This window comes from Butyrivibrio sp. WCE2006 (genome assembly GCF_000701985.1).
Lineage (GTDB): Bacteria > Bacillota > Clostridia > Lachnospirales > Lachnospiraceae > Butyrivibrio.
The window spans coordinates 12,091-35,651 of the sequence record NZ_JNKH01000038.1 but is presented as its reverse complement, the minus strand read 5'-3'; the positions used below and the strand labels follow the sequence as shown (position 1 = coordinate 35,651).

Genomic DNA, 23,561 nt, shown 5'->3' with positions numbered 1-23,561 from the left:
AAAAAATATATAGAAAGCCAGCGCACGGATGACCACAAAAGAAAATATGAAAAAACCGGGCGATACAGCAAAGTAAAGCGCTGAGGGTCAGCGATTCATCCCCCCACCGACTATGTCGGAAGGAGTTTTCTCGCTGATACATCATAATCCGGCAAAGCCTCACGAATTATCTCAGCATCATTTTTATCAATAGAACCATTATCTTCTATTAGGTAATCAAGCCTGAGTTCAACAAGGGAATCTATATCTTCGATATCAGCCTTCTCAACTTTCATTGTATCATCCATGCGCTTTCCTCAATCTTTTTCGTAGTACACTATATCCATATGATCGTTAACTCTATCAATTCTGCCTGTCTGATGATAGCCAAGTTTCTCATACAAATGAAGATTGCCTTTTTCCTGTAATATGGTATCCAGACACCAATGGGTTGATCCATATTTTTTCTCCGCCGCAAGTATTGCCTGCTGCGCATATCCTTTATTTCGGTACTCAGGCATGATCCAAATAGGAGAGATCCGCTTTCTGCTCCCGTCTTTCTTATCTACAACACGGATCACTCCTACCTTCTCATTATTTGCCATAATGAAGAAATATGTCGTCCACGGCTGTTCAAACCTTGCTAATACTTTATCCATGTCTTCAGCCGCGGGACTCATATCATAATCCTGATATTTTTCCAAAAGATCCGAGAATGCTTCCACCTGCATCTTCCAGACTGTTTCAATATCCTCTCGTGCTATCGGCTTCAAATCTATGCACATCTTTTTACCGGTCTTGATAAAATCAATCAGTTCCTCTAAATCATCAAAATCATCGTAGTCACCCGTTATTCCTTCACGATGATAGACCACGCCTGCTCGTTCATTACGTTCCAAGCAATCAAGAAGTTCTTCAAGTCCATACCTCCGGGCATATTCCGCAAAAGCCCTTGGCTTTATTTTTTCTGCATATAAACCCTTACGGCATTCCGCAGGGTTGCACTCATAGCACCCACTCAGGTTTTTATCAATACCGCATCTGCGTACTTCACACCATTCTGCATCCTTACACCATGAAAGTTCCATAAAACCATCGCGTTTACATCCTTTACATGTAACATTCTCGGAGCATAAGCAGCAAGCCAGCCCGCAGCGCGCAATCCCAAGTTCCCGTTTCAGAGTCCTGTGTGATGTTTTCCAATCTTCCTTCGTCATCAGGCTCACATGGCCTGTCCGCTTCTCGTGCATCAGCGGCACATCCACATTTTCGGATCGCCACTGATACTTGAATCCGCATTTCTCCTGGACTCGCTTGGACTTGGCATTGCCTTCATAATATCCAATCCATACCTTCTGCATACCTAAGTCCTCAAAAGCATGGCGCAGCATTTCCTTCACCGCTTCCGGCATAATGCCCTGACCCCAGAACGGCTTTCCGAGCCAGTATCCCATCTCGCATTCATCATCTCGGTCAGTCATATCGGTATGATCGTTCAGCTTCAGTTCAATTGCTCCGATAGCCTTGCCATCCTCTTTCAGACAAACAGCATAGGCCTCTTTGCCGTTAAAGACATTCTTTATCACATCCCGGCTCTCTTCAATACTCTGATGAGCAGGCCATCCGGCAATAGGACCCACATCGGGATCACTGGCATATTTATATAAATCCTCTGCATCGCTTTCGTTCCAGCAACGCAGGATCAAGCGTTCTGTTTCAAGCGATTTTTCTATGAACATTTCCATATCCGTACATTTCCAGGTTCCTATCGGCATCTCGCATTCTCTCGTAGCATACGCCGTAAACCCTACCGCCTCATAACAATACCTTGCACTCTCATTATTATCAAATACACCCAGATCAATCCTTTTGGCGCTGAGATGTTCCTTTACATATCCTATTCCAAGCTGAAGCAATTCTTTTCCGTACCCTTTTCCCCTTATAGCGGGATTGACTATTACAAAGCCAAACCGAACAGAACTGTCATCGTCAACTCGCGGATACCGTATGATGAAATGCCCTAAAACATCGCCATTATCATCTACTGCCGTTAGTGGATAGAAACGCCTCGTTTCAAGCTGAGGTGCATAGTTTTCATTTATGTCATTTCCCGAAAGAGGATACTTATTAAACCTGTCAGCAGACCATTTGTATAATTCTTCCTCTGATTGGAGCCACCCGGCTATAATCTGCGCATCTTCCTTTTTGAAATCTCTCAATATCATCAGCAACTTACCTGTCCTATATCATTCTTGTACTTTTCAAGCAGATCATGCGAATATTCTTTTTTCATATCCGACTCTCTTACTAACTTCCATAACGCCGCTGCCGCTTTCAGCCTCTCTGGAAACTCCTTCGTTGCCTCATCTTCGCAGAAATCCTTTACAAACTTGTTCCATCATCATTTTGAACAAGCCACTTCACTTCCTGATCTGTAAGGTTTCCTGGATAATTACTTCGTATATAACGCAGATTTCCTATAGGCAATGCCCTCGTATTTAATGTTGACTGTAATAATGATGCCATCTGCTTTATTTCTCAATTCCCAGCCACTGTATAAAGGCTGTCTTGTCGCTACTGTTATATCCGCATTTTTCATAAAACTGAAGAGTCTCCGGCTTCTTTGAACCTGTCAGCAGCATCATCTTATAGCAGTTCTCTTTTTCTGCAATCTCCCTGGCAAACTCCAGACATTCACTGGCATAGCCTTTTCCCTGATAATCCTTACGTGTCACCACGTTTTCAATAAAAGCATAGGGGCGGATATTTCTTGTCAGATTGGGGATGATCACGCACACGCAAGATGAAACAATCTTACCATCCACCTCGTTCACAATCAGATGGTGATTCGTATCCTGTATTATCTGAAGCCATGTATCTCTCAAATGCTCGTCTTTTTCAGGGATACTGTCCTCATGTAAGAACAGATACAGTTCAAGTATTGCATCCAGATCACTTTGTTCAGCTTCTCTAACCATGCTTTTTCTCCAATCTCATATCATCATAGCAGAGACAATCACCGTTATCCGTTTTGATGATGTTATACTCTATTTCCTTATATCCGCGTTTCAAATAAATCCGCTTTGCCGGAAATGATGCATCGATCTGAACACATTCATACAATTCCAGTATCTTCTTCTCCGCAAAATCAAGCAGGACCTTCCCATATCCCTTATGCTGGTAATCTGGAAGAACAAACAAACGATTAATACTATTGTCCTTAATCGTCACTGTACCGACCGACTCTCCGCCCTCATATAAAACAAAAACCTTATTGTAAGAGATATCCGTCACAATATGTTCGTCCGAATGATGTGCCAGAAAGAACTCCACGGCTCCTGCTGGATAATATCGGGGATATATTGATTTGATTGTGGATTTGGTAATCTTACGAACGATTTCCAAATCCTCCTTTTTCGCTGTAACTATCTCCACTTATTTTTCTCTCTTTCGCAGCACTGCAGAAGCTGCATAGTGCAGGACTTCAAACTGTTCCGGTGCGATCCTGTCCAACAGCTCCCTGTGTTCTTTATCCCACCTGGCTAATTCTGTCTCTGACAATGAGGCTCCCACACCTCTGCAGGCTCTCATTCTCCCGTGCCAGGATTCTTTTGTAAATGGCACCATCAGATCATATTCCTCATGATCTTCTAATTCAAAATAGTCATAGGCAATATCCGGAATCCAAATCGGATGTCTTGTTTCCCCGGCACCTGACCATTTAGGACTGTACTTAAGCACAAGTTCTTCGCTTGCGCCTGCGATTTTATCTTCATATGGCAGCCATGCCATATACAGGATGAGCAACTTTCCATCAGTTTTCAAAAGATCAGCCAGTTTGGGGATTACCTTCTCATGATCAAAGTACCAGAAGCACTGACAAGCTGTGATTACATCAAAGGTCTCTCCCGTAAAATCCAGTTGTTCTGTTGGAACAGCCTGAAAGCCTATCCTCATATTTGAAGCGGAAGCCAGTATCTTTGCCTGCTCAATCTGCTCCGGAGAAATATCGGTCCCGAACCATTCCGCCCCATATTTGTACATATTGCGCGGCAGAACGCCTGTACCGGTTCCCAGGTCTAGGACTTTCTGCCCATTTATGCAAAGCCCCCTGTCCGCAATCTTCTTATAAAACTCATCCGGATAGATATCTCTGTACCTGGCATATTCCTCAGATGTTCTTCCCCAATCAAATGCTGTTCCATCATCTATTCGTTTATCCCGTATTTCCACTTACTCTTCCCTCTTCACATAATGCAGTTCAATGTCAAACCCCAATGCCTCCATCATCTTGACGAAGGTATTATTGACTACGCTCTCGTTTCGCTTGATAACCCGGTTTACATAGGCCCTGGTGGTATCAATCTCTTTCGCCACCTGCGCCTGAGTCTTTCCCTGCTCTATGCACTTAACTTTCACATCTAATTCGATATTATTTTTGACCATGATTTCTTCCCTGTTCTCTGATCAATCGTTATCTTATTTGTATAACTAGTAGTATATTTTAATCTCAGGATTTTTCAAGCAAAAAAAGAAGCCGATCAGATCGCTCCAACCGGCTCCGCCGCCTATCCCTCTATGAACTTTATCACTTCATCTGGAAACTTCTACCTGATCTCGATATGCTCCAGATCATAGATCAGAACCTTATCTATCCAGCGTCAGCACCTCATCCAGCTGCTTCTTCTTTGCCTTCTCCTCAGACATATTCTTTCCTCCCATCCGGATAAAGTAAATATGCCTTCTTTAAATCAGCATCATAGCCTGATGTAGGAAGTCCTTTTATCTTTCTAATTTCTTCATCAATGCGAATGGACTCAATAAATCTCTGAGTTAGTTCATCATCAGAAATTCCACATGTATAATCCAATTCATTTTTTTCTTTTATATCACTCATAAAAGCTTGCACCTCATTTATAGCTTCAATCGTTAGCTATATTATACCTTAATGATACAGCAAAAAAAAGAGAAGCATCACTGCTTCTCTTTACTGCCGGCGACCGGGATCGAACTTTTAATAGTCCCAAAAACCCGCAGAGAAAGGGGCTTCGCCGGCCTTGCCTTTCTTTTGTACCAAGTTTGTACCACTTTTACAGCATATAAAATAAGTTCCAAATATGCATAGCAAAATCATTATTTGTCTTTATTTGCCTATTATATAGAGATAAAGACAAGTAATATTCAGTTTCTTTTTTTACAATTCCCCATAATGATTTTCAAAAGATCCACTACACCAATATCTTGTCCGGATTCATATTTCTCAAGTTCAGCCGTATCATCTTTTCCAAAATAGATCAGCCTATCAACCTCATTACTGCCGGTCTCCTTCTTAAAAGAATCAAAGGCATGTAGAATGTTTTCTGAATCAAGGCTTGAATAAAACACAAAAGGAAAGCCATACTTATTGTCATTAGTAACAAGATATGATTTGCCTATATCAGTAACGCTATTCCTGATTTCTTTTCCTACCTCTTCTTCAAGCTCTCGAAATGCTGTTACTAAGGGTGATAGCTTATTAGTCTCTGTACTGCCATCCTTGCGTGTGGCACCACCAATAATCCTGTCAGAAGGGTCCATAACTCCACCTATCCCCTGAATCTTTCCTACAAACTCTGAACCTACTCCATTTAATGAAACAAACAGCTTTTTGTCAGATGAAACTAATATGCAACCGGCATACATACTTCTACATGCATACTCTCCAAGATCCATGATCTCACTGTATTTGTAATGGGCATAATCAGAGGGCTCACAGGTTATCGTGACTGTGCCGTCATCATTTTCCATATTGATTACAGAATATAACGCCCCATTAAACATCCCCGGGTACTTTGCTGTAAGTTCATTCCAGTAGACTTGCACTCCTTCTTGAATATCCTTTGGCAGTTCTCTTGCCGCCACTTCTTGTATTATTAGCTCTTCTATTGGAACAATTTTAGTCATATTAGTTTGCACTTTCTATGTATTTCTTGATTTCTTCGGCAGTCCTTATCACGATTTCAACATCCGCATCAGAAGCATTATCTTTGGCAAAAGCATTGATATCACGCAGATACTGCAAACCATATCCGAATTTTTCCAGCATCCACTCCTGATTTGGAAAAATCCATATATGAAAGTGCTTGGAGCGTTCTTCCTGAACCAATGTAACAGTTTCGGCAATTTTCAGATCCTTTATAGCTCTTTCTGTAATTGCTATTGTATTTCCTATCTCATCTCTCTCGTCTGCAGTTAATTCCGCAAAAGACTGAATATGTCTTTTACATGTAATTATTAGAAACCCGGGAATTGGAATCTCAGGATCTGCGGCAAGAATAATCGACTCCCCATCATAAATTATTCCCCCAGGAAGTTTCACCTCGCCACGCACAATTGCGCATCCTACGCACTCAGACTTAATTTCATTCCCTAATATATCTTTTCTGTTCATAGCTTCCCCTTTGCATATTTTTTTCACCTATAAGGATAAAGCATGCCCTTAGTGCAAGGTCAATACTCATAAAACTGTAATGCAAAAAGGATTGCCAAAATAGCAATGCCATCCTTTGTCTGGTTGTTTCTAAGAAGCTCTTTCACCTCTGCAATTGGCATCCACACTTTATCTGCTACTTCATCAGTATCATTGATCCGTCCTTCAGAATCCACCTTAGCACCGAAAACATGCATCACCTGATCTGACATACCATTTGACGGATTCTGAGAGCACAAGAACTTAAGGTCTTTTACTGTGCATCCGGTTTCTTCCATAACCTCTCTTCTGGCAGCTTCTTCTATTGACTCTCCGTTTTCTACTCCGCCCGCAGGAATTTCCCACTCCAGATGTCCCACAGTATATCGCATTTCTCTGATCATCAATATCTCATCTTTATCATTAAAGACAACTATTGAAACGCCCTCATGATGGTGATGAATCTGGTGATATTTTTCAATGATATACCCACTTGGAAGCTTAACTTTATCTGTATATAACGAAAATATTCCACATTCATATACTTTGTTTCTATCAAGCCTCTCCGGAAAGAGCATATTATCCATCCTTAACCCTCACTCTTATAACAATGATAAAATGTGCTATCCATATCTACAGTAACAGGGCCATCTTTCAGCAACACAGTTGCAAAGTATTTTTCTATAGCATCCCTGTTGTCCTCAAGATATTTTCCGCCCTCTGGGTATTTCATTTGCACTCTGTCAAAAAGAGCATCTGTGCTATCGAATACTAATGGCCCTGGAAGCGCTATCTTTTCTACTCTATCGAAGTTCTCTGATAAAAGCGCCTCAAACTCTGCGTCTGCCTGCCTTCTTTCTTGTCTCTTTTTAAGGGCAAAAGAAATATCTAAACCCGCTTCAGTTAAACAATTTTCCCAGAAATTGTATTCCTTCACTGCTTCCCCATAATGATTAACAGAAAACATACCGCCTGGTGCCAGCACTTGCGCCACATTTTGTATAAAGTAAGCATCATCATGCAGATAAGATAATAGATAATGTGCAATAATCTTATAATACTTCTTCTCTCTAATCTTTTCCCACGTCTCATCTTTTTCAAGATTACTGAAAAAGATCTGAATATCAGAGCCTTCCGGAAGAGTCTCGCGGTTATCCTCCAGATAATTGTAGAGATCATCAGCCCAATTTCCGTGAATGTCTACACCTAATACATTGAAGCCCTTAGGAATACGATCCCAGTTCTTTCTCCACAAAAGGCCGTAGCTGCAACCAAGGTCAAGAACAGTATCATTTTCCTCAAATGATAAAGAATTAAAAATCTTTTCATACCACTCAATTCCGTCTGCCGCATGATCCGCAGCATACCATCTGCGCTCATCCGCCCCCTGACTCATTTCCATTTTTCTTATAATGTCTGCAATATCGTCCCAGTCAGGATTTTCATCAAACCTTGCAAGCGCTGATTCTATGCACTTTGCAGCCTTTTGAAGTTCATATATTTTCTGATCCATCATTTCAAGCTGTTTCTCGAGGATTTCTCTTATAGAACTCTGTTCATCATTCTCAAGACTGCTCTTAATCTCTTCAAGACTAAATCCTATATGCTTGAGCGCAATAATCTTTTCAAGAATTATCAGTGAGCTTTTGTCATAGAGTTTGTAATTGCCATCGGAATGCCCAACAGGCTTAAGCAGCCCTTTTTCATCATATATACGAAGCGCCTTTGTTGATACTCCTGCCTGCTTTGCAATTTCTCCCGATGTCATTTTTTCCTTCATACTGATGCCCTCCTTTTTAGGTAAATGCATTTTTAGAAACTAAGTAATACAGCTGATTCGTACGTACTTCATCCTGTGATTACTTAATGGTAAGGGCTGCCCCAAGGGCAAGGTCAACACTTTTTCATAATTAAGTCTCCCCTTCTTTTTTGGTCCAAATTCTGACCCACTTTCGTTTGTTGATGGTCCACTTGAATACTGAATAAAATGTAAATATAGTTATACCACTTTTATTTGTTTTTCCTAATTACAAAGCATTTCAAGTAATAACAGTACCTTCTACAATATCGATAACATCAGCATAGCCTGCCTGTCGTATTAAGCGGCTTATTCCATCAAGCACTTCTTCCCAGGAGAAATCATGCTCTATAAGGAACTCTTCTCCCTTCTCAGATAAATATTGATAGAACATTGCCGCAGCAGCAATGCTTTTCTTATCAGAATAATCAAGAGATTCCAAAAGGAGATTTTCAGCTTTATTTATCTCTCCGCGATCTATCATTTCAAGAAGCTCAGCAAGTTTTCTCCCGGAAACTTCATAGCCATTATCACGCTCCATCTCTACTGCAACATACTTTTTACCTAGCATCAATGAAAAAAGTACCCTTACCATTTCCTTAATGATGCGCATGATATAATCTTTTTCATCGTCAAATGTCATAATGCACCTCCGCTCTCATACGACAATACATCATTTTCTGTGCCTGGATGAAATAGCCGCTAAAGCCCTAAGTACAACAAAAGATATAATAAAAATGATACCAAAGAAAGCAATGGAGAGCTGAAATTCATTTCTTACAGAATATCTAAGCGCTATAAAGAAAAAGGGTACTGTAAACACCAATGAAGTAACTACACTGACAAGAAGATCCCTACTTATGACCTCCGACTCCTTCTTTGAGCCGTTCCATGCACCTGCTCTGACAACAAGCGTCAGATATATAATGCCTCCGGCTAATATAGCTGCAGTTTCTCCAATTACCAGTCTCATGTCAGCATACGTTACCAATTGAACCAAAATTGTAGCTGCACATACCATGAAAACTGTAATAAAGCCATAACTGCTAGCTTTTACCGCTTCCTGTTTCTGAATATCAGTGTAATCAGCTACCGTTTTCAATGTTTCTTTTAATTCTTTATCCATCTCGCTTTTCCTTTCTCCATTAAGGAGCTCTTTAATGTCAATATCATAGTAATCAGCGAGTTCTATCATTATAGCAAGATCAGGCATATTTGATCCTGTCTCCCATCTTGATACAGTTCTCCCTGATACTCCTAATATTTCAGCAAGTTGCTCCTGTGTTAAGTTTTTTTCCTTACGAAGTTCGCGTAAGAATGTTCCTATCTTCTGTGAATCCATGTGTTCCTCCTCTCACTCACAGAATATAAAAAGTTGCCTGATCAGTACACGACATAAAGCGAGAAAATGCCGTTTTTTTCGATTAGACAACTTTGTCTATTTCCTCATTTTCATATAATACATAATCTTTTTCTTGCAATGATTCGGCTTCCAGTATGTATGATTTGAAATTCTCTCTTAATATACATTGAATCTGTCCCACCACAATTCCTTGCATCAAACACTCCATCAGACGGATATCCTTCAATATAATCAAAACCATTTTCTTTGGCATAATCACACGCGTATTCCAATAATGAGTCTGCTATTCCCTTTCCTCTCATGTCAGGGGCAACGATGTAGCATACTATAGCTAACACCTTGGACTCCGAATCTATCCCCTTCCAGCTTTCAGGATCATTATCCCTGCTATGTCTGAAGTAGTTTTCTTTTAAATCCGCATTGCAGAAACCAACGATCTCTCCTTCAGAAACTGCCACAAATCCATTTAATTTCCCATTTTTGACCAATTCATATGCATAGTTTCTTTTGCAGAAAGGTCGTTCATTTTCTGGAAGCGCACTTCTTTCGGCTTCCTTATGCTCTGTCCAATGATGCCAAACACAATAGCAACCTCTTTGCTCGTTGCCATCTGAAAACGCTCTATTTTCAAAATATGCTACATATTGCTCTGCCATATCAGGCGTCAATCTGTGTACACTAATCTTATTCATATACCTCTATTCCTCTGCATCAAGCAATTCCTTCAACTCTTCTTTATGAGGCAATCACTTCCTAGCTTTTACCATAAACATTAGCTCTGTAATGTCTTCACGCTGGCATTCCTTATAGCCGTTAATTACAAAACCACTCTTAAGCAACCCTCCCAAGTATTCTTCCATGGTGTGACCATATTCAATCCAATCTGAATCATCATAATCTTTAGAACACCATGGCATTTTATGAACAGCTTTATAATAGCCACCATCTTCAGTATCAACCCAATCACACAAATAGTTAATTGGATTTGGAGCCATGATAATAAACTCACCACCTGATTTTGTGACTCTGTAGACTTCATCAAAAACAACATCTAAGTTTGGCACATACATTAGAGAAGGCGGATTGATTACCATGTCAAATGTATCATTTGAAAACTGTGAAAGATCGCACATATTTCCTTTTACAATTTCTATAGAAAGATTTTCTGATTTTGCCAGTTCTCTATCCTTATCTAACATTTTATCGGAAATATCAACCACCGTAACATCAGCACCTGCGCAGGCAAGAAGCGGTGCCTGTAAACCACCTGCACCTGCAAGACATAACACTTTTTTACCTCTTATGTTGGAAAGCCATTCATCCGGTACTCTCTTATCATAAAAATTTAGTACTAAATTGCCTTTCCTTGCGGAATCTAGTGCCTCCTTGGTAGCAGACGCTGTCCAATCCGCATTGTTTATTACAAGGTTATCTATATTCTTTTCTACCTGATCAAAAACGTTGTCCATTCTTGTTTATTTACTCTCTTCCAGTTATTTCTGCATTTTGGGGGATTCCGGGAATCATTAAGAATTATCAGCTGATAATTCTTCCATATCCATGTCCATTTTTAGCAACACTTAATTCCAATCGCCGTAAACTCACCTGGCAGCCTTTCATCTTCCCAGGAAGGGTGCTCATCAAACTGTTTTATAGAAAATCCATTTCTTAGCATAGAATTTATAATTTCGCTTATCGTGTATTTTCTATAACTGCATTTGGGGATGCTTTTTCTTATTTCTTCATCGTAAAATCTGGCATGTGCCATTTCACCTTCAAATATATCAGTAGAGAAATAGCTCCCCGTAGGCTGTTCCAGCTTTAAACTATCAAATATTTTGGTAAAAGGGTGGAAGTCACTGCAGATTATCTTTCCGCCTGGCTTAAGAATAGCATTCATCATTTTCATAAACTCATCAATATCGTGAAAATAGTGAAGTATTCCTCCCTCCATAAAAACTACATCAAAGTATTCAGCATACCTACCAAGGTCTATTTCAAGCACATCCCCAACTTCAAAAGTAATCTCAGTATTTGCAGCAGCAGCTACTTCCATAGCATACTTTTTGTTATCTTCAGAAATGTCAAAAACAGTGACATCTGCCCCAAGAAGAGCAAGTGGAATAGCTTTCTTCCCACAAGAGCCACAGATATTTGCCACCTTAATACCTTCAAAAGAATCAAAATATACGGCATATTTTTTGAGCATTCCTATTGGATCCGATATGTCCTTCTGTGCTCTTTCTTGTGGTGTTCCGCTTGTCTTAACCCAAAAGTCATAGGCATCATATTCCCATGCTTTTTTATGCTGCTCACTATAATCCCGCATCTACAATCCTCCCATATATAATTATGCTTTGGAAAATACCTACATATCTTAGCATAACCATTGAGCATCTCCCACAAAATAGCTGTATTTGAGAACATCTCCGCAATAATTAAATATCATCTTAAATCGTTAGTAAAACAAAAAGCTTCAAATCTAGATAAATTCTAAGTTTGAAGCCACACACATTTAATACCTGCGACCGTGATTGAACTTTTATGACGCCTCAGAATTCCCCATTCAACTGCCTGAATCATTCTTCCAACAGTATCTTCTTTGAAAGTTCCAAACAATTACGATAACCAAAAGCAATCCACATAGCAAATTATAGTTGTCAACCAGCTTATTAACCAAAAATAATCCTTCATTGCAGAATCCATTTAGATTTCATAACGAACCAAACAGCTCTATTACCGCGTTCAGATCATCCACCTCAAAATCTGCCTGTTCCTCTTCGCCAAGAGCATCCCAGTATTTCCACATCCCTTGCTTCACACGAACAGTCTTCATACCTATTTTCTTAGCAGGTATTATGTCATTATCAACCCTATCTCCGATCATGACAGCATTCTCAGGCTTACAACTAGCTCTTGATAAAGCAAGTTCAAATATTCTCCTGTCCGGCTTCTCTAATCCTTCTTCTGCAGAAGCAATGACAATATCTATAAACTTTAAAACACCATGCTTTTCCAATCTGGCTGCTGTTCCCGGGATCTGATTTGCAATGACTCCAATTTCATATTTCTTACTCAATCGCTCAAGGCACTTATATGACTCCGGAAACAATTCCTCATCTTCACTTCTCCAGCGAGGTCTTTCTATTCCATATTCCTGAATCAGTACTCGTTCTCCCTTTTTCTTTTCCTTATAAAGCTGAGTAACCTTATTCTGTATCGCATCAAAAGGTTCATTAACAGCATCAGCAATTTCGTGTAGTCTATGTAAAAATGGCTTTTCCTCGCTTACCAAAGTTGAGCCAACATCAAAAAAGAGCCATTCTATGTTATCCAGCTTCATCGCAAATCCTCTATCATCTTAATTGCATCATCAACAGAAATGCAGCTTGCAAATCTTTCCGGCCACATCATATCGTTGTAATACTTGCAAGTAGTTTCTCTATCCATGTAATCATTGTCGAAAGTAGAATTGGTGCCTTTCGGAACTATTACCTTGTATCCTCTTTCAAAAGCCGATTTCACAGAGGCATCAATGCAAAAGTTCGTCTGCAATCCGACTATCATCAAATCTTTTTCTTTGGATTCTCTGAGATAATTTGCAAGATCATTATTACCAAAGCAGCTGTTTATCGTCTTTATGAAAATCTTCTCATTTTCCTTTGGAGCCACCTGATCAGCTATCTCAAAATCCTTGTCACCAAAAGAAAAGCCAGTTCCAGGGCCATCATCATGCTGAACATAAATAACCTCAACATTATTCTTCCTTGCAGCATCAATGATATTTGTCACATTCCTTATGAATCCGTCAAAATCATATAGTCTTTCATCGGTGATTCCTTTTTGTACATCTATAACAATAAGCTTCATCGAACACCCTCCAACAAAAACATATTTTTACTATAACAGAAAAAGAGCCACTCAACAGTAATTTATTCTGCTAAATGGCTTTTTAGATTAGATGACTGTCGAATGCTGTCGTCTATAAGTAGGGATTGGATTTCTTCCATATATCCGCTTGCAGGAAGGACAAATCTTACAGTCATCATCACCGCATTTTATATCTTGAAACTCATGTCCACATTCTGCACAGAATTTAAATAGCATTTCTTGTCTCCCCCATCAGTCTCCATTAGTCCAGCGTATAACTGTCTTTTTCTACCAAATCATATATATCTTTGGATGCTTTCTCTTCAAAATATGCTTTCAGACGCATATTGGAATCCCATTTTGCCTGAGGATAATTTCCATGGCGGCTTTTGACATCATTCATGCGTTCTTCGATGTTCATCACACCTTTACTTCCGGCCAATGCATCACAAAGTTGGATCAGTCTGTCATAATCATCAGCTGAAAGTTTCCCCAACTCAGTCTGAATCAGCTCATACTCCTCATCTGAGGTATCAACCTTACCAACATACTCATCAACTCTCATGTTGTTGAAGGAATGTGTGAGGCACACTCTGGCAACTTCATCATATCCCAAGGACATCATGTATGAATATCCATCATAAACATGTTTCAAATAGCTTACTCCAAACTTTCTTCCAATATCATGAAGAAGTCCTAAAATATAGGCTTTCTCCGGATTCATCCCCTCACAACCTAAAGCAATCTTCTCTGCACAATGCGCAGCAACACGGCTGTGATTCCCCCATGGTCCAGGATTATACTTCACTGCTTCCTCTAAAAGTCTTTCTGCTTCCCTTCTTGTTGGTAGCATAGTTCCTCCCATTACTCGAAATTATAAGTCCGCTGCAAAATCACTCTTTTCCCGAATTATTCTTAATTTCAAATCCATTGTCTTTTGCGCATTTCATTAAAGCTTTAGAAACATCACTAAAAATGACACCATGTCTCTTTGCTTTACTGCAGTCCATCCACAAATTGTGCCTTGCAGGTGCATCTTCTATCCGAATATCTAAGCCAAGTTCTTTTATAAACTGACTTGTTACCTCATACATGGATTTTGTAGTTTCACTGCCAAAATTATAAATTCCGCCCGGCAATAATATTACGTTTTCCATGTTTTCAGCGACTTCTTTTACGTAAGTGATGCCTCTATATTGCCGAGAACTAAACGCAACCGCATCCTTAGCATTTACAATGTTCATATAGTAATTGGATTTTTTTACATAATAGTCATACATCCATTCAGCACGAAGCATAACTGCATCGGGGCAGATATCAAGCACCCTCTGTTCCATTTCAAGTTTATGCTTTGCATAGATGTTTGACGGATTAACATTTTCTTCTGTATAAGGCCCATTGTCTTCAAGTCCGCCATATACCTGATCAGAGCTGAAGCAGATAAGTTTTCTCCCTTCGCATGCTTTAGCAAGAAACACCGGCAGCTGAACATTTGCAATATATGATGCCTCCGGATTTTCCTGGCATTCCCCAATATCTGAAATAGCTGCAGTATTCACAATAGTATCTGCACCGCTCTCACTAACAATTCTCTTGATCTGATCCAAAGATGCATTTCTAAGTGATGGTGCGGCCACCACATCTTTGCAGATTTTCATTAATTTACTGCCAACAAACCCTTTTGCTCCGGTTACAAGTATCATTTATATGTCGCTCCGTCATAATGATAAACTATGCCCTAAGGGCAAGGTCAATTATCTTCGTCAAAACACTTATCCAATGTTAAAGAAAGTACAATAGCCTCTACTTAGTTTCCTAATTTTTTTCTTGCAATGATTCTGCTCCCGGAATGGCCAATTTGAAATCCTTTTTTAATATACATTGAATCCGTTCCACCGCAATTTCTTGCATCAAATGCTCCATCAGATGGATAGCCTTCGATATAATCAAAGCCATTTTCTTCTGCATAACCGCAGGCATACTCCAATAGTGAGTCTGCTATTCCCATTCCCCTCATATCAGGAGCCACGATATAGCATACTATAGCTAACACCTTGGAATCTGAATCTATTCCCTCCCAGCTTTCAGGATCATTATCTCTACTGTGTCTAAAGTAGTTTTCTTTTAAATCAGCATTGCAGAAGCCAACAATCTCTCCATCAGAAATTGCAACAAACCCATTAAGCTTTCCATTCTTCACCAATTCATATGCATAATTTCTTTTGCTGAAAGGTCGTTCATTTTCCGGAAGTGCATTCCTTTCTGCTTCCTTCTGCTCAGTCCAATGATGCCAAACACAATAACAACCTTTTTGCTCACTACCATCTGAAAATGCCCTATTATCAAAATATGCTACATATTGCTCTGCCATATCAGGCGTCAATCTGTGTACACTAATCATATTCATACCAACTCCCCAATAGCACATTATCCCAAGATTTTTACTATAGCTACATCCACTTCATCCACATAGCCGATATCTTCCTTAAGATCCCAAAGATATACCTTAGACTTTCTCATCTTCGTAGTTAACTCTCGACTAGCACATCTACTTCATCTTCGGATGGCTCTTCGAATAATGATTTGACCTTATTAAGCAAACCTTCATCAACATAATACGCAGCTTCACCCGATGCATTTCTTTTATTGATTCTTTCCTCCCATACTTCAGGTGAAACCTTAAGATAATGCAGCTCTGCTTTTATATCTCCGTGGGAAGCATAGAATTCTTTGATTCTATCCCTTGTAGCTCTGTTCCAAAGTCCCCAGTCAAGAATTACATTTATTCCAGAATTCATAATCTGAAGAGATAATTCCAGTAGGTACCTTTCTGCACGCATTACATAAGTATCATGCATATCTCCAGCTCCCTCTGGGAACATAGAGAGCGTTAGCTCATCAATAGAGAGAATGACTGCACCGCTCTCGCTCTTAATCCTTTTGGCATATGTGCTTTTCCCACAACAAATTAATCCGCAGGTCATTATTACCTTAGACATATATATTAAATCCCCTTTATCCTTCACATAGTTTTTCTATAATCTTTTGCTGAATATCAGGCGTAATTCCTATTGACGTGAAATAATTCTGAACAGTTCCATGATTAGCTTCTATCATCTCCATAAACTTGATCATATTATTCTCATTTGGAATAACAATCTTCATATCCAGATCCGGAAAATTCTGCTGTATCTGCTCAAAGCGCTTCTTATTGTTTTCTTTCGTCCTCATATAGTCATAAACAATATCGCTTTTCCTAACACCACAAAGCCACAGTAAAAGCGCAGATATTACCCCTGACCTATCTTTTCCCGCAGTGCAATTAAACATAACCGAAGAATCTGCGTTTGCTATTGTCCTAAACACTTCACCAATGTTAGCTGCATGCGCGATCTGATAGTAGCTCTCCGGGACAGCTTCTACACTTTCCGGAACTCCACTACCTTCTTCTATTGGAATATCATAATATTCAAAGCCTTCCATATTCGCAAGTCCATGAGGCTTTCTTTCTTTTTCTTCTGTAGATCTGGTATCGATAATCGTTGTAGTTGAAGAGTTCTTTAAAAATGATATATCTTTCTCAGATGGATAATTTGCAACATCACTCCGTATTATTCTGCCATACTTGGTGTAACGCTCTGTTCCGTCAATTCTATATCCGCCTAAATCTCTGGTATTTAAGGTCGTTTCAAGCAAAGAATATGTCTTATTGTCCCATGCATTGTCGTAGCTATCAATCAAACCTTCTCCTGTTTCTAATGCCTTTAGTTCCTTAAGGCACAATTCCACAGCCTCTGCTATGTACTCATCAGCCATCTCTTCTGTAAAAAAGAAAATATCATCGTCAGGTACTGGAACAAAATAGTCAGCCATCGACTTCATTAGTCCATCAATATCATAAGTACATAAGCTTGCTATCAGCTCATCTTCGAATTTATCAGGCACTTCAATATCATTGCTAAGTCCGTACTGTGTGACAACATAATAATTTATTATTGAATAATCCTTATGAAGCTTCTCCACATTCCCCGGTATCATGGGATTCCACTTATATTTGTCGAAAACAAAATGTCTATAGCAAATATCCTGAACAAGATGCAGATAATAGCCTATATAGAGATCATCTGTCTTCATCAGTTCTCCATACTTAGACCTGAAAAGCTCAAAATCATATGCCTTTCGATTAAATCCCCATACATATTTGTTTAAATGGCTTGCCTTTCCTTTTCCTGCATCCGGAAGAATCGCCCCAAACTTTAGCCTTCCCTCATCATTGAATGTATGCCTTTTCGTAAGTTCATTTGTAACCGCCAAATGTATAATACTTGATGCCATATATCCCCATTCCTCCCAAAGCCAATGAATTTTCCTCGTATTATATGATCATACTCGTTTCCTTCTACCAAGAACTGAAACTCTGTTTCTGACAACTAATTTCTTCTCGTTCACCGATTGGGTAGTTCCATTACTACCCAATTCGTTGCCTGATACATGTATTGCATTAAGCATCAAATACCTTTCACAGACTTTTGCAACCACAGATTTTCCCTTAAAACTTTGTTTACCATAATGATCTAGTGATGACAGCAATATCCTTTGTAATAATCCTCATGCATCTTATCGGCATGCTCGTCAATGAATGTTCTCCAATTAAAACCTTTCCGAGCTATTTCTTCACGAATATCCATGTAATGTAATTTACAGTAACTTCCATCTTCTTTATTCCCAGTATCAGGTGCAAGAACGGATCCTACAAGGAACATATTTAAATCTCCTACTCCGAGTTCTCTTGCCACAAACCGAGAAACTATGTAATGAACCATTGATGATGCCATTTCCCCACAACTCCCTATACTATTATGTTTTTATAACCTATTTTTTCTTCTTCATCCATATCCTCATTCTATACAAATATCCTGGAAGGAGTTTACGGTAAAAATCAATTTCTCCAACTTGTCGAACTACTAAGTATTTCTTAGAAGTTCTCTTGATGAACTGGAATTCTGTTAAAAATTTCCTTGTCTACCAGTGGTCAAGCCAAATTATCAACAGCATATCTATCTAAACTTCGGTCAAAACTTCGGTCATTTCTGTTTACTGTATTACTTGCAGCCTTTGTACCCATATCTTGCTGTAATCTATCAAATGGTATAGTTACAAGAATAGTGTTATCTCTAAACTCAATTGCATCTCTTCCGTATTTTCCAACTGTTCTTGGTATACCTCTCCCTGAACGCTCGCTTATATGGAGCTGTAAAAAGATATCCGACAGTTTTCGATTGACCGGAACAGACTCTCCTAAGAAAAAGCCTTCCATTGTCTGTTTAGGTGGGAGATTTCCTCTTGAAAGAATTTCCAGCCTATCTTTGTATGCTGTGAAAGAAGGTGCATTCTGCTCAACCCAGTGATTATGAACAATGGAATTGATCACAGCCTCAGAAAATGCTTACTATAGTCACTTAACCTCTATTCGCCCACTCAAGTATGATTTTCTTATCGTATTCATTTAAGTTATCCGGTAGTTCGGTTTTCTTGAAAAATCTGTGCTCCATCACTTCTTCGGGGTCATTGATGATATCCCCTTCATATTCCCTTGTAATAAACACAATGCCCGGTCCAAAGCAGACATCTCCATTTGGGTACTGGATAATGCGGTCTTTTCCAGAATAAAGCTGAAACACTTCCAGTTTGCCTAAAGAAAGACCGGATTCTTCCACAGTTTCCCTTCTGATGGTTTCTTCAAATGTTTCTCCCATCTCCATTGAACCACCGATTATAGCCCAGCAGCCATTGTCCTGCCTCTTCTGTAACAGGATTTCTCCTTTGTCATTCTCGATTATCACTCCACAGGCACAGGTCATTATAGGAGCATGCCCTACATGCTTGCGCATTTCCTTGATATAGCCGCCTTTTTTGTACAATTCTATATAATCATCAATCTGCATTATTTTCCCTCAAAATAGCCTGTTAAACTTTTTCTACTATTCTTATGATATGTTCCACAACTGTTTCAAGCTCTTGCGCGCCATCAACCACATAATCTGAAGTTGTTCTAATATCCTTTAGCATTTGTGTATAGGCGGCTCTGGAATGTTTCAGATAAAGTTCCATCTCATACCTTATTTTATCTGCAGATGCTTCCTGCATGTCACGTAACACTCTTCGGGCTAAAGCTATATCAAGAGGCGTATCTATAAAAATAGCGCAGTCAATATAATCTTTAATCAAGCTATTCTGGTACGCAAATGGGTAGTCCAAAAATAAATACTCATATTTACCGATACCAATTACTTTTTCTATATCATCCTTCAATGGGCTTAAATTCCAAACATTGTAATCGGCTCCATTTTTAACCCACAGACCAAAATCCTCAACCTCGCCTTCAAAAGAGTACTCATCAAAGTGTAGCGCTACAGCCCTTGGAATCCTTCCAACAATTTGATTGATTGCAGATGTTTTTCCTCCTGCTGTTACCGCACCGATAGCAATGATTTTCATTAATATAGCTCTTGTCGTAATGATAAACTATGCCCCAAGGGTAAATTCAAATATCTTCGTCAAAAACACTTATCTAATTCCTTATATTAACTGTAATAAAGCCCTTGATATAGCATCAGCTTTCTTGTATATTTCTCTGCAAATATCCGTACGCCATATATAAAAAAGAAGAAGGTCGCAACTCCAGATAATATCTGAGTTTGCGACCACTATCAAATGCCGGCGACCGGGATTGAACTTTTAGTAGTCCCGCAAAACCGCAGAGAAAGGGGCTTCGCCGACCACGCCTCTTTTTTGTACCAAATTTGTACCATTTTCGTGTAGTAAAGGATACACATTTTTACTTAATCACTTTAAATATCATTACTCATACAAAACTATATACTTCAAATAAAGGCATCGTAATACTTGTGAAGCATCTCATCGGTTGTTTTGTAAATATTCTCTCCAAGGAAATAATCTTTCAATTCCTCAATACAAAACGAAAACTCCCCAATCCTATGTCTGTTCTTAGGATCTTCAATAGAAAGTTGCAAAAACTCAATCGCCTTTTCACAAAAGCCTATTTTCCTTTTTTCATTACCTTTATTTTTCCAATTAATTGCTCTGGAAACCTCACTACCTATATTAGAAATCTGCATGCTAACCGGCATTTCAAACCACGTAGTTCTCAAATCTTTATCCATTTTTCAACTAGCTCCTTTATTTTTTCTCTTGCAACCGGATCTGCAACATCTCTCCCTACACGCGGGAATCCTGCCTCTCTGTTTCTTGGTGGGTTAATCATAGAATCATACTCAATTTCACCATCGAAATATATATTGAATCCATATAACGACTTCTGATCTGATCCATTCTCCAAAAGCATCTGTTCCAAATCTGAATGCAGTTCTGCATTTAATGCAAGTATCCCTTTATCAACATCTGCTACCGCCTTTACCATTTCATCTTCATTGAAATACATTTTGTCTTCCAAAACTGGCATCTGTTCAATTTTTATTTCTTCTTCAACAATAATCATCAGTGGATTTTCCCCTCGTATTCCTATTATAAAACAGATTATTTCTAACCAACAACGCTATTCCTGCTGAAAAACCATATTTATGCTCTAAACCCATAGTTCTTCAAAGCCTGAATAAATGACCTTCTTCTCGGATACTTTGCTTTATAACTCATCATAAGCGACTGCTTTGCTTCTTTTTGCCCTCTTGACTCAATTACTTCACCAAAAGCTGCAATAAATGATGCACATTCCCCATAGTAGTTACGTCTTTCAGCCTCCATTATCGCAACAACTCGCTTTTCAATAATTTTTCCTATCTTATCAAGCCACTTTATTTTATCATCTTCAGAGACATCTAATTCCATCTTCAAGTTAGTAAAGAGCTCCATAAACAAAGAATAACTGTCCTTGTGTTCCAAATCACATGTTCCTTTGTAGTAATCATCAGCATTAAGCTTACATCCTGACACTGCTAACCTAGCCATACTCTGAAGTCCGCTTTGGTATTTTTCACTTTCGTAAAGAATCAGCATAAACATAGCCAGCCCCTGCTTCATAAAGGTACTAGACCATCCTAACATCTGTTTTTCACAAAGCCCAAGGTTAAAAACTTCGTCAAATTTCTTTTCCCAGAAAAGCAATGTACAATAATCATTTTTATATAACGCATTTTCGTTCAGTATGTATTCCCTATTATACGTATCTATACTTTTGCTGCGGGATAATGTCTTGGCATATTCACTCTCAATAATATCTTCAACTTGCTTGGCATAATCCTTCCAAACCCTGGTAAGAAAACGAATACGCAGATAATTAACTACAGAACTATCTGATCTAAAAGCTTCTAACCAACATAGCTCTACTCCTGGTAGTGTATTTATCCTGCCAGCATAGTTTGCAGTTAAAAGCGCTATTTCTCCGCGAATAGTTAGATTATCCGGTATCTTATCCAAAGCTTCCGTTCCTATCCTAAACAACTTGATTGGATCTGCGTCAGACTCCCCGGTTTCCAGAATCTGCTTAAATAATTCCGGATGCGTTACAGCATGCGTTCTAGCCACATTTAAAGCCTGATACTCATCTTGAATCATAGAAACTGCTTCTTTTAAAAGCCTTTTAGTTCTCCAGTCATTATGAGCACCAAGGAGTGTTATCCAATCTGACAAAAAGGTATTGAACTCAGGAAGAGAATGATTTCCTATCTGCATTACATCTTCAAGCCTAAGATCATTACAGTCAAAATTTCCCATCATTGTATATATTTCACTTGCACGTGCCCTTGATTCCTTAGCCATATATGTCAGATATAATGATTCTGCAACCAATTTGTCAAAAAGACCTACTATAAGTTCATGTTCATATAAATCCTTTATTCCTAAAGAATCTCCGCAATAATCATCCCAATCTCCATCAGCGAAAATACTGATTGAAGATAATACCTTTGCCAGTTTATACCCCTCTGTATACGACTCGGTGTCAACACATTCATGGATTAGTCTGATAGCTGTTATAAAATCAGGTACTATTTTCTCTGGATCCGAGAAAAAAACTTCATCATCATCACTATTGTACCAATCATCCCACTCTTCATTATACTCACTGGCAAGACAGCGCTCACCTTCACCAATTTCTTCAAGTACAGATATGATATCCTCGACTTTTTTCTTTAATAATTTTTCTTCATCACTGTCCTGTTTTACTATTCCACTTCTATTATCAATAATACTAAGAAAATGAGTTCTATCATTTTCAGGAAGAGTTCTTGCCAATTCACGAAGACATGACTTCAGCTCCTGTTCTGACATACTTTCAAGTTCTGTATCTACTAATCTCATAAATTTTGGCAGGTTCATGTTGTATCCTTCCTCAAACTAATAGATTCAAATTTTTACTTTTACTTATTTCAACATCTGCTCTGTAATTTCCAGCAATTCTTCTGCTGCGTGGATATCTTCTATCCTGATAAGATTATCCCAAGCATCTGTTTTTCCCAAAAGGTTCATCCCGCCATGCCAGACAATAGTCTTGTCTATGACAGCATAGCATTCAGAGTAATCATCGGGGGTTCTCACCAAAATACCCGCTTTTTGGAGTTCATCAATAAGAAGTTCAAGCTCAATAGTATCCTCATATCCCACTGTCTCTGGATTCATTGTTATTACCACAATATTAACACCTGATTCCTGCCTTGGCTTATCTCCATAGATGACGAATACATGATCTGCTTTATTTTGCAATTTCTCCCTTAATACATCCACATGCTTTTTGAGCTTAGTAAGCACTGAAGGTGTCCTACCATCAGAAATCGCTTTTTCAACATCGCTGACTATCTGCTCATTTCTTACTTCACTTTCAATAATAAGGCTGTCCGCTTTATTTATATCCAGTACTTCCCCTGTTACATTGATAACTCGTGTAAATCTCGGTACTAGAAGCCTTTCAATCCCCTGCTCATCAGCTTGCTGTCTCGCGGTATATTTGTGCCTCATTGGTCCAAGCATCATAAACATCTCTGTTAAACACATCCTCATAAAAAACACTTGTGGATTCATAAGCAATGCCTTTATCTGATAAAAGAGACTTTAGGTTATGATTTTCTTCC

General features: G+C 39.0%; 32 protein-coding genes. All 32 read right to left on the bottom strand.

Features of this window, described 5'->3' with window-relative positions:
* Window positions 1-110: 110 nt before the first annotated feature.
* Window positions 111-287: a hypothetical protein gene (locus T501_RS21575; RefSeq protein ID WP_155994902.1), complete on the bottom strand. Its 177-nt coding sequence runs from the start codon at window positions 285-287 to the stop codon at window positions 111-113.
* Between the two features lie 9 nt (window positions 288-296).
* Window positions 297-2,204, bottom strand: coding sequence for a GNAT family N-acetyltransferase (locus T501_RS22990; protein WP_330377093.1), 1,908 nt, complete (start codon window positions 2,202-2,204; stop codon window positions 297-299).
* 157 nt (window positions 2,205-2,361) lie between these two features.
* The gene (locus tag T501_RS21570) at window positions 2,362-2,505 is read right to left on the bottom strand and encodes a hypothetical protein (RefSeq protein WP_155994901.1); all 144 of its coding nucleotides are present in this window, start codon (window positions 2,503-2,505) and stop codon (window positions 2,362-2,364) included.
* 5 nt (window positions 2,506-2,510) lie between these two features.
* Window positions 2,511-2,957: a GNAT family N-acetyltransferase gene (locus T501_RS16440; RefSeq protein ID WP_044916205.1), complete on the bottom strand. Its 447-nt coding sequence runs from the start codon at window positions 2,955-2,957 to the stop codon at window positions 2,511-2,513.
* A complete protein-coding gene (locus tag T501_RS16435) occupies window positions 2,950-3,414 on the bottom strand; it encodes a GNAT family N-acetyltransferase (RefSeq protein WP_044916204.1) in 465 nt (154 codons plus the stop codon). The genes T501_RS16440 and T501_RS16435 overlap by 8 nt, the downstream gene beginning before the upstream one ends.
* Window positions 3,415-4,212, bottom strand: a complete 798-nt coding sequence (locus T501_RS16430) for a class I SAM-dependent methyltransferase (RefSeq protein ID WP_044916203.1) — start codon at window positions 4,210-4,212, stop codon at window positions 3,415-3,417.
* The gene (locus tag T501_RS16425) at window positions 4,213-4,425 is read right to left on the bottom strand and encodes a helix-turn-helix domain-containing protein (RefSeq protein WP_026509793.1); all 213 of its coding nucleotides are present in this window, start codon (window positions 4,423-4,425) and stop codon (window positions 4,213-4,215) included.
* Between the two features lie 253 nt (window positions 4,426-4,678).
* Window positions 4,679-4,876 carry a hypothetical protein gene (locus tag T501_RS16420; RefSeq protein WP_242832958.1) on the bottom strand — a complete coding sequence of 66 codons (198 nt, stop codon included), beginning with the start codon at window positions 4,874-4,876 and terminating at the stop codon, window positions 4,679-4,681.
* A gap of 284 nt (window positions 4,877-5,160) precedes the next feature.
* On the bottom strand, window positions 5,161-5,922 hold the full coding sequence (locus tag T501_RS16415; protein ID WP_044916202.1) for an NUDIX hydrolase: 762 nt from the start codon (window positions 5,920-5,922) through the stop codon (window positions 5,161-5,163).
* A 1-nt stretch (window position 5,923) separates the two neighbouring features.
* The gene (locus tag T501_RS16410) at window positions 5,924-6,409 is read right to left on the bottom strand and encodes an HIT family protein (RefSeq protein ID WP_044916201.1); all 486 of its coding nucleotides are present in this window, start codon (window positions 6,407-6,409) and stop codon (window positions 5,924-5,926) included.
* Window positions 6,410-6,468: 59 nt separating this feature from the next.
* On the bottom strand, window positions 6,469-7,014 hold the full coding sequence (locus tag T501_RS16405; protein ID WP_044916200.1) for an NUDIX hydrolase: 546 nt from the start codon (window positions 7,012-7,014) through the stop codon (window positions 6,469-6,471).
* A gap of 2 nt (window positions 7,015-7,016) precedes the next feature.
* A complete protein-coding gene (locus T501_RS16400) occupies window positions 7,017-8,207 on the bottom strand; it encodes a MerR family transcriptional regulator (protein WP_242845551.1) in 1,191 nt (396 codons plus the stop codon).
* A gap of 259 nt (window positions 8,208-8,466) precedes the next feature.
* On the bottom strand, window positions 8,467-8,868 hold the full coding sequence (locus T501_RS16395; RefSeq protein ID WP_044916196.1) for a DUF6483 family protein: 402 nt from the start codon (window positions 8,866-8,868) through the stop codon (window positions 8,467-8,469).
* 30 nt (window positions 8,869-8,898) lie between these two features.
* Window positions 8,899-9,567, bottom strand: a complete 669-nt coding sequence (locus T501_RS16390; RefSeq protein ID WP_044916195.1) for a helix-turn-helix domain-containing protein — start codon at window positions 9,565-9,567, stop codon at window positions 8,899-8,901.
* Window positions 9,568-9,677: 110 nt separating this feature from the next.
* A complete protein-coding gene (locus T501_RS16385; RefSeq protein ID WP_044916194.1) occupies window positions 9,678-10,280 on the bottom strand; it encodes a GNAT family N-acetyltransferase in 603 nt (200 codons plus the stop codon).
* Between the two features lie 54 nt (window positions 10,281-10,334).
* Window positions 10,335-11,057 carry a class I SAM-dependent methyltransferase gene (locus T501_RS16380; RefSeq protein WP_044916192.1) on the bottom strand — a complete coding sequence of 241 codons (723 nt, stop codon included), beginning with the start codon at window positions 11,055-11,057 and terminating at the stop codon, window positions 10,335-10,337.
* 101 nt (window positions 11,058-11,158) lie between these two features.
* Window positions 11,159-11,917, bottom strand: coding sequence for a class I SAM-dependent methyltransferase (locus T501_RS16375; RefSeq protein WP_044916190.1), 759 nt, complete (start codon window positions 11,915-11,917; stop codon window positions 11,159-11,161).
* 384 nt (window positions 11,918-12,301) lie between these two features.
* Window positions 12,302-12,931: an HAD family hydrolase gene (locus tag T501_RS16370; RefSeq protein WP_050008363.1), complete on the bottom strand. Its 630-nt coding sequence runs from the start codon at window positions 12,929-12,931 to the stop codon at window positions 12,302-12,304.
* On the bottom strand, window positions 12,928-13,458 hold the full coding sequence (locus T501_RS16365) for a cysteine hydrolase family protein (RefSeq protein ID WP_044916188.1): 531 nt from the start codon (window positions 13,456-13,458) through the stop codon (window positions 12,928-12,930). The genes T501_RS16370 and T501_RS16365 overlap by 4 nt, the downstream gene beginning before the upstream one ends.
* 262 nt (window positions 13,459-13,720) lie before the next feature.
* Window positions 13,721-14,311: an HD domain-containing protein gene (locus T501_RS16360; RefSeq protein ID WP_044916186.1), complete on the bottom strand. Its 591-nt coding sequence runs from the start codon at window positions 14,309-14,311 to the stop codon at window positions 13,721-13,723.
* Between the two features lie 40 nt (window positions 14,312-14,351).
* On the bottom strand, window positions 14,352-15,161 hold the full coding sequence (locus tag T501_RS16355) for an SDR family oxidoreductase (protein ID WP_044916185.1): 810 nt from the start codon (window positions 15,159-15,161) through the stop codon (window positions 14,352-14,354).
* A 104-nt stretch (window positions 15,162-15,265) separates the two neighbouring features.
* Entirely contained in the window at window positions 15,266-15,865 is a 600-nt protein-coding gene (locus tag T501_RS16350) for a GNAT family N-acetyltransferase (RefSeq protein ID WP_044916183.1), read from the bottom strand.
* Window positions 15,866-15,986: 121 nt separating this feature from the next.
* Entirely contained in the window at window positions 15,987-16,484 is a 498-nt protein-coding gene (locus tag T501_RS16345; RefSeq protein ID WP_442856385.1) for a P-loop nucleotide/nucleoside kinase family protein, read from the bottom strand.
* Entirely contained in the window at window positions 16,474-17,793 is a 1,320-nt protein-coding gene (locus T501_RS22225) for a tyrosine-protein phosphatase (protein WP_242845550.1), read from the bottom strand. Before T501_RS22225 ends, T501_RS16345 begins: the two co-directional genes overlap by 11 nt.
* A 239-nt stretch (window positions 17,794-18,032) precedes the next feature.
* Window positions 18,033-18,293, bottom strand: coding sequence for a hypothetical protein (locus T501_RS16335; protein ID WP_044916177.1), 261 nt, complete (start codon window positions 18,291-18,293; stop codon window positions 18,033-18,035).
* A 197-nt stretch (window positions 18,294-18,490) separates the two neighbouring features.
* On the bottom strand, window positions 18,491-18,889 hold the full coding sequence (locus T501_RS16330) for an ATP-binding protein (RefSeq protein WP_026509776.1): 399 nt from the start codon (window positions 18,887-18,889) through the stop codon (window positions 18,491-18,493).
* A gap of 28 nt (window positions 18,890-18,917) precedes the next feature.
* Window positions 18,918-19,403, bottom strand: coding sequence for an NUDIX hydrolase (locus tag T501_RS16325; protein ID WP_044916174.1), 486 nt, complete (start codon window positions 19,401-19,403; stop codon window positions 18,918-18,920).
* 22 nt (window positions 19,404-19,425) lie between these two features.
* Window positions 19,426-19,956: a nucleoside/nucleotide kinase family protein gene (locus T501_RS16320; protein ID WP_026509775.1), complete on the bottom strand. Its 531-nt coding sequence runs from the start codon at window positions 19,954-19,956 to the stop codon at window positions 19,426-19,428.
* Window positions 19,957-20,342: 386 nt separating this feature from the next.
* The gene (locus T501_RS16315; RefSeq protein WP_026509774.1) at window positions 20,343-20,642 is read right to left on the bottom strand and encodes a hypothetical protein; all 300 of its coding nucleotides are present in this window, start codon (window positions 20,640-20,642) and stop codon (window positions 20,343-20,345) included.
* A complete protein-coding gene (locus T501_RS16310) occupies window positions 20,627-20,977 on the bottom strand; it encodes a DUF5674 family protein (RefSeq protein ID WP_049945693.1) in 351 nt (116 codons plus the stop codon). Before T501_RS16310 ends, T501_RS16315 begins: the two co-directional genes overlap by 16 nt.
* 80 nt (window positions 20,978-21,057) lie before the next feature.
* Entirely contained in the window at window positions 21,058-22,794 is a 1,737-nt protein-coding gene (locus T501_RS16305; protein WP_155994899.1) for a hypothetical protein, read from the bottom strand.
* Between the two features lie 63 nt (window positions 22,795-22,857).
* On the bottom strand, window positions 22,858-23,490 hold the full coding sequence (locus tag T501_RS16300) for a phospholipase D-like domain-containing protein (protein ID WP_155994898.1): 633 nt from the start codon (window positions 23,488-23,490) through the stop codon (window positions 22,858-22,860).
* Between the last annotated feature and the right edge of the window lie 71 nt (window positions 23,491-23,561).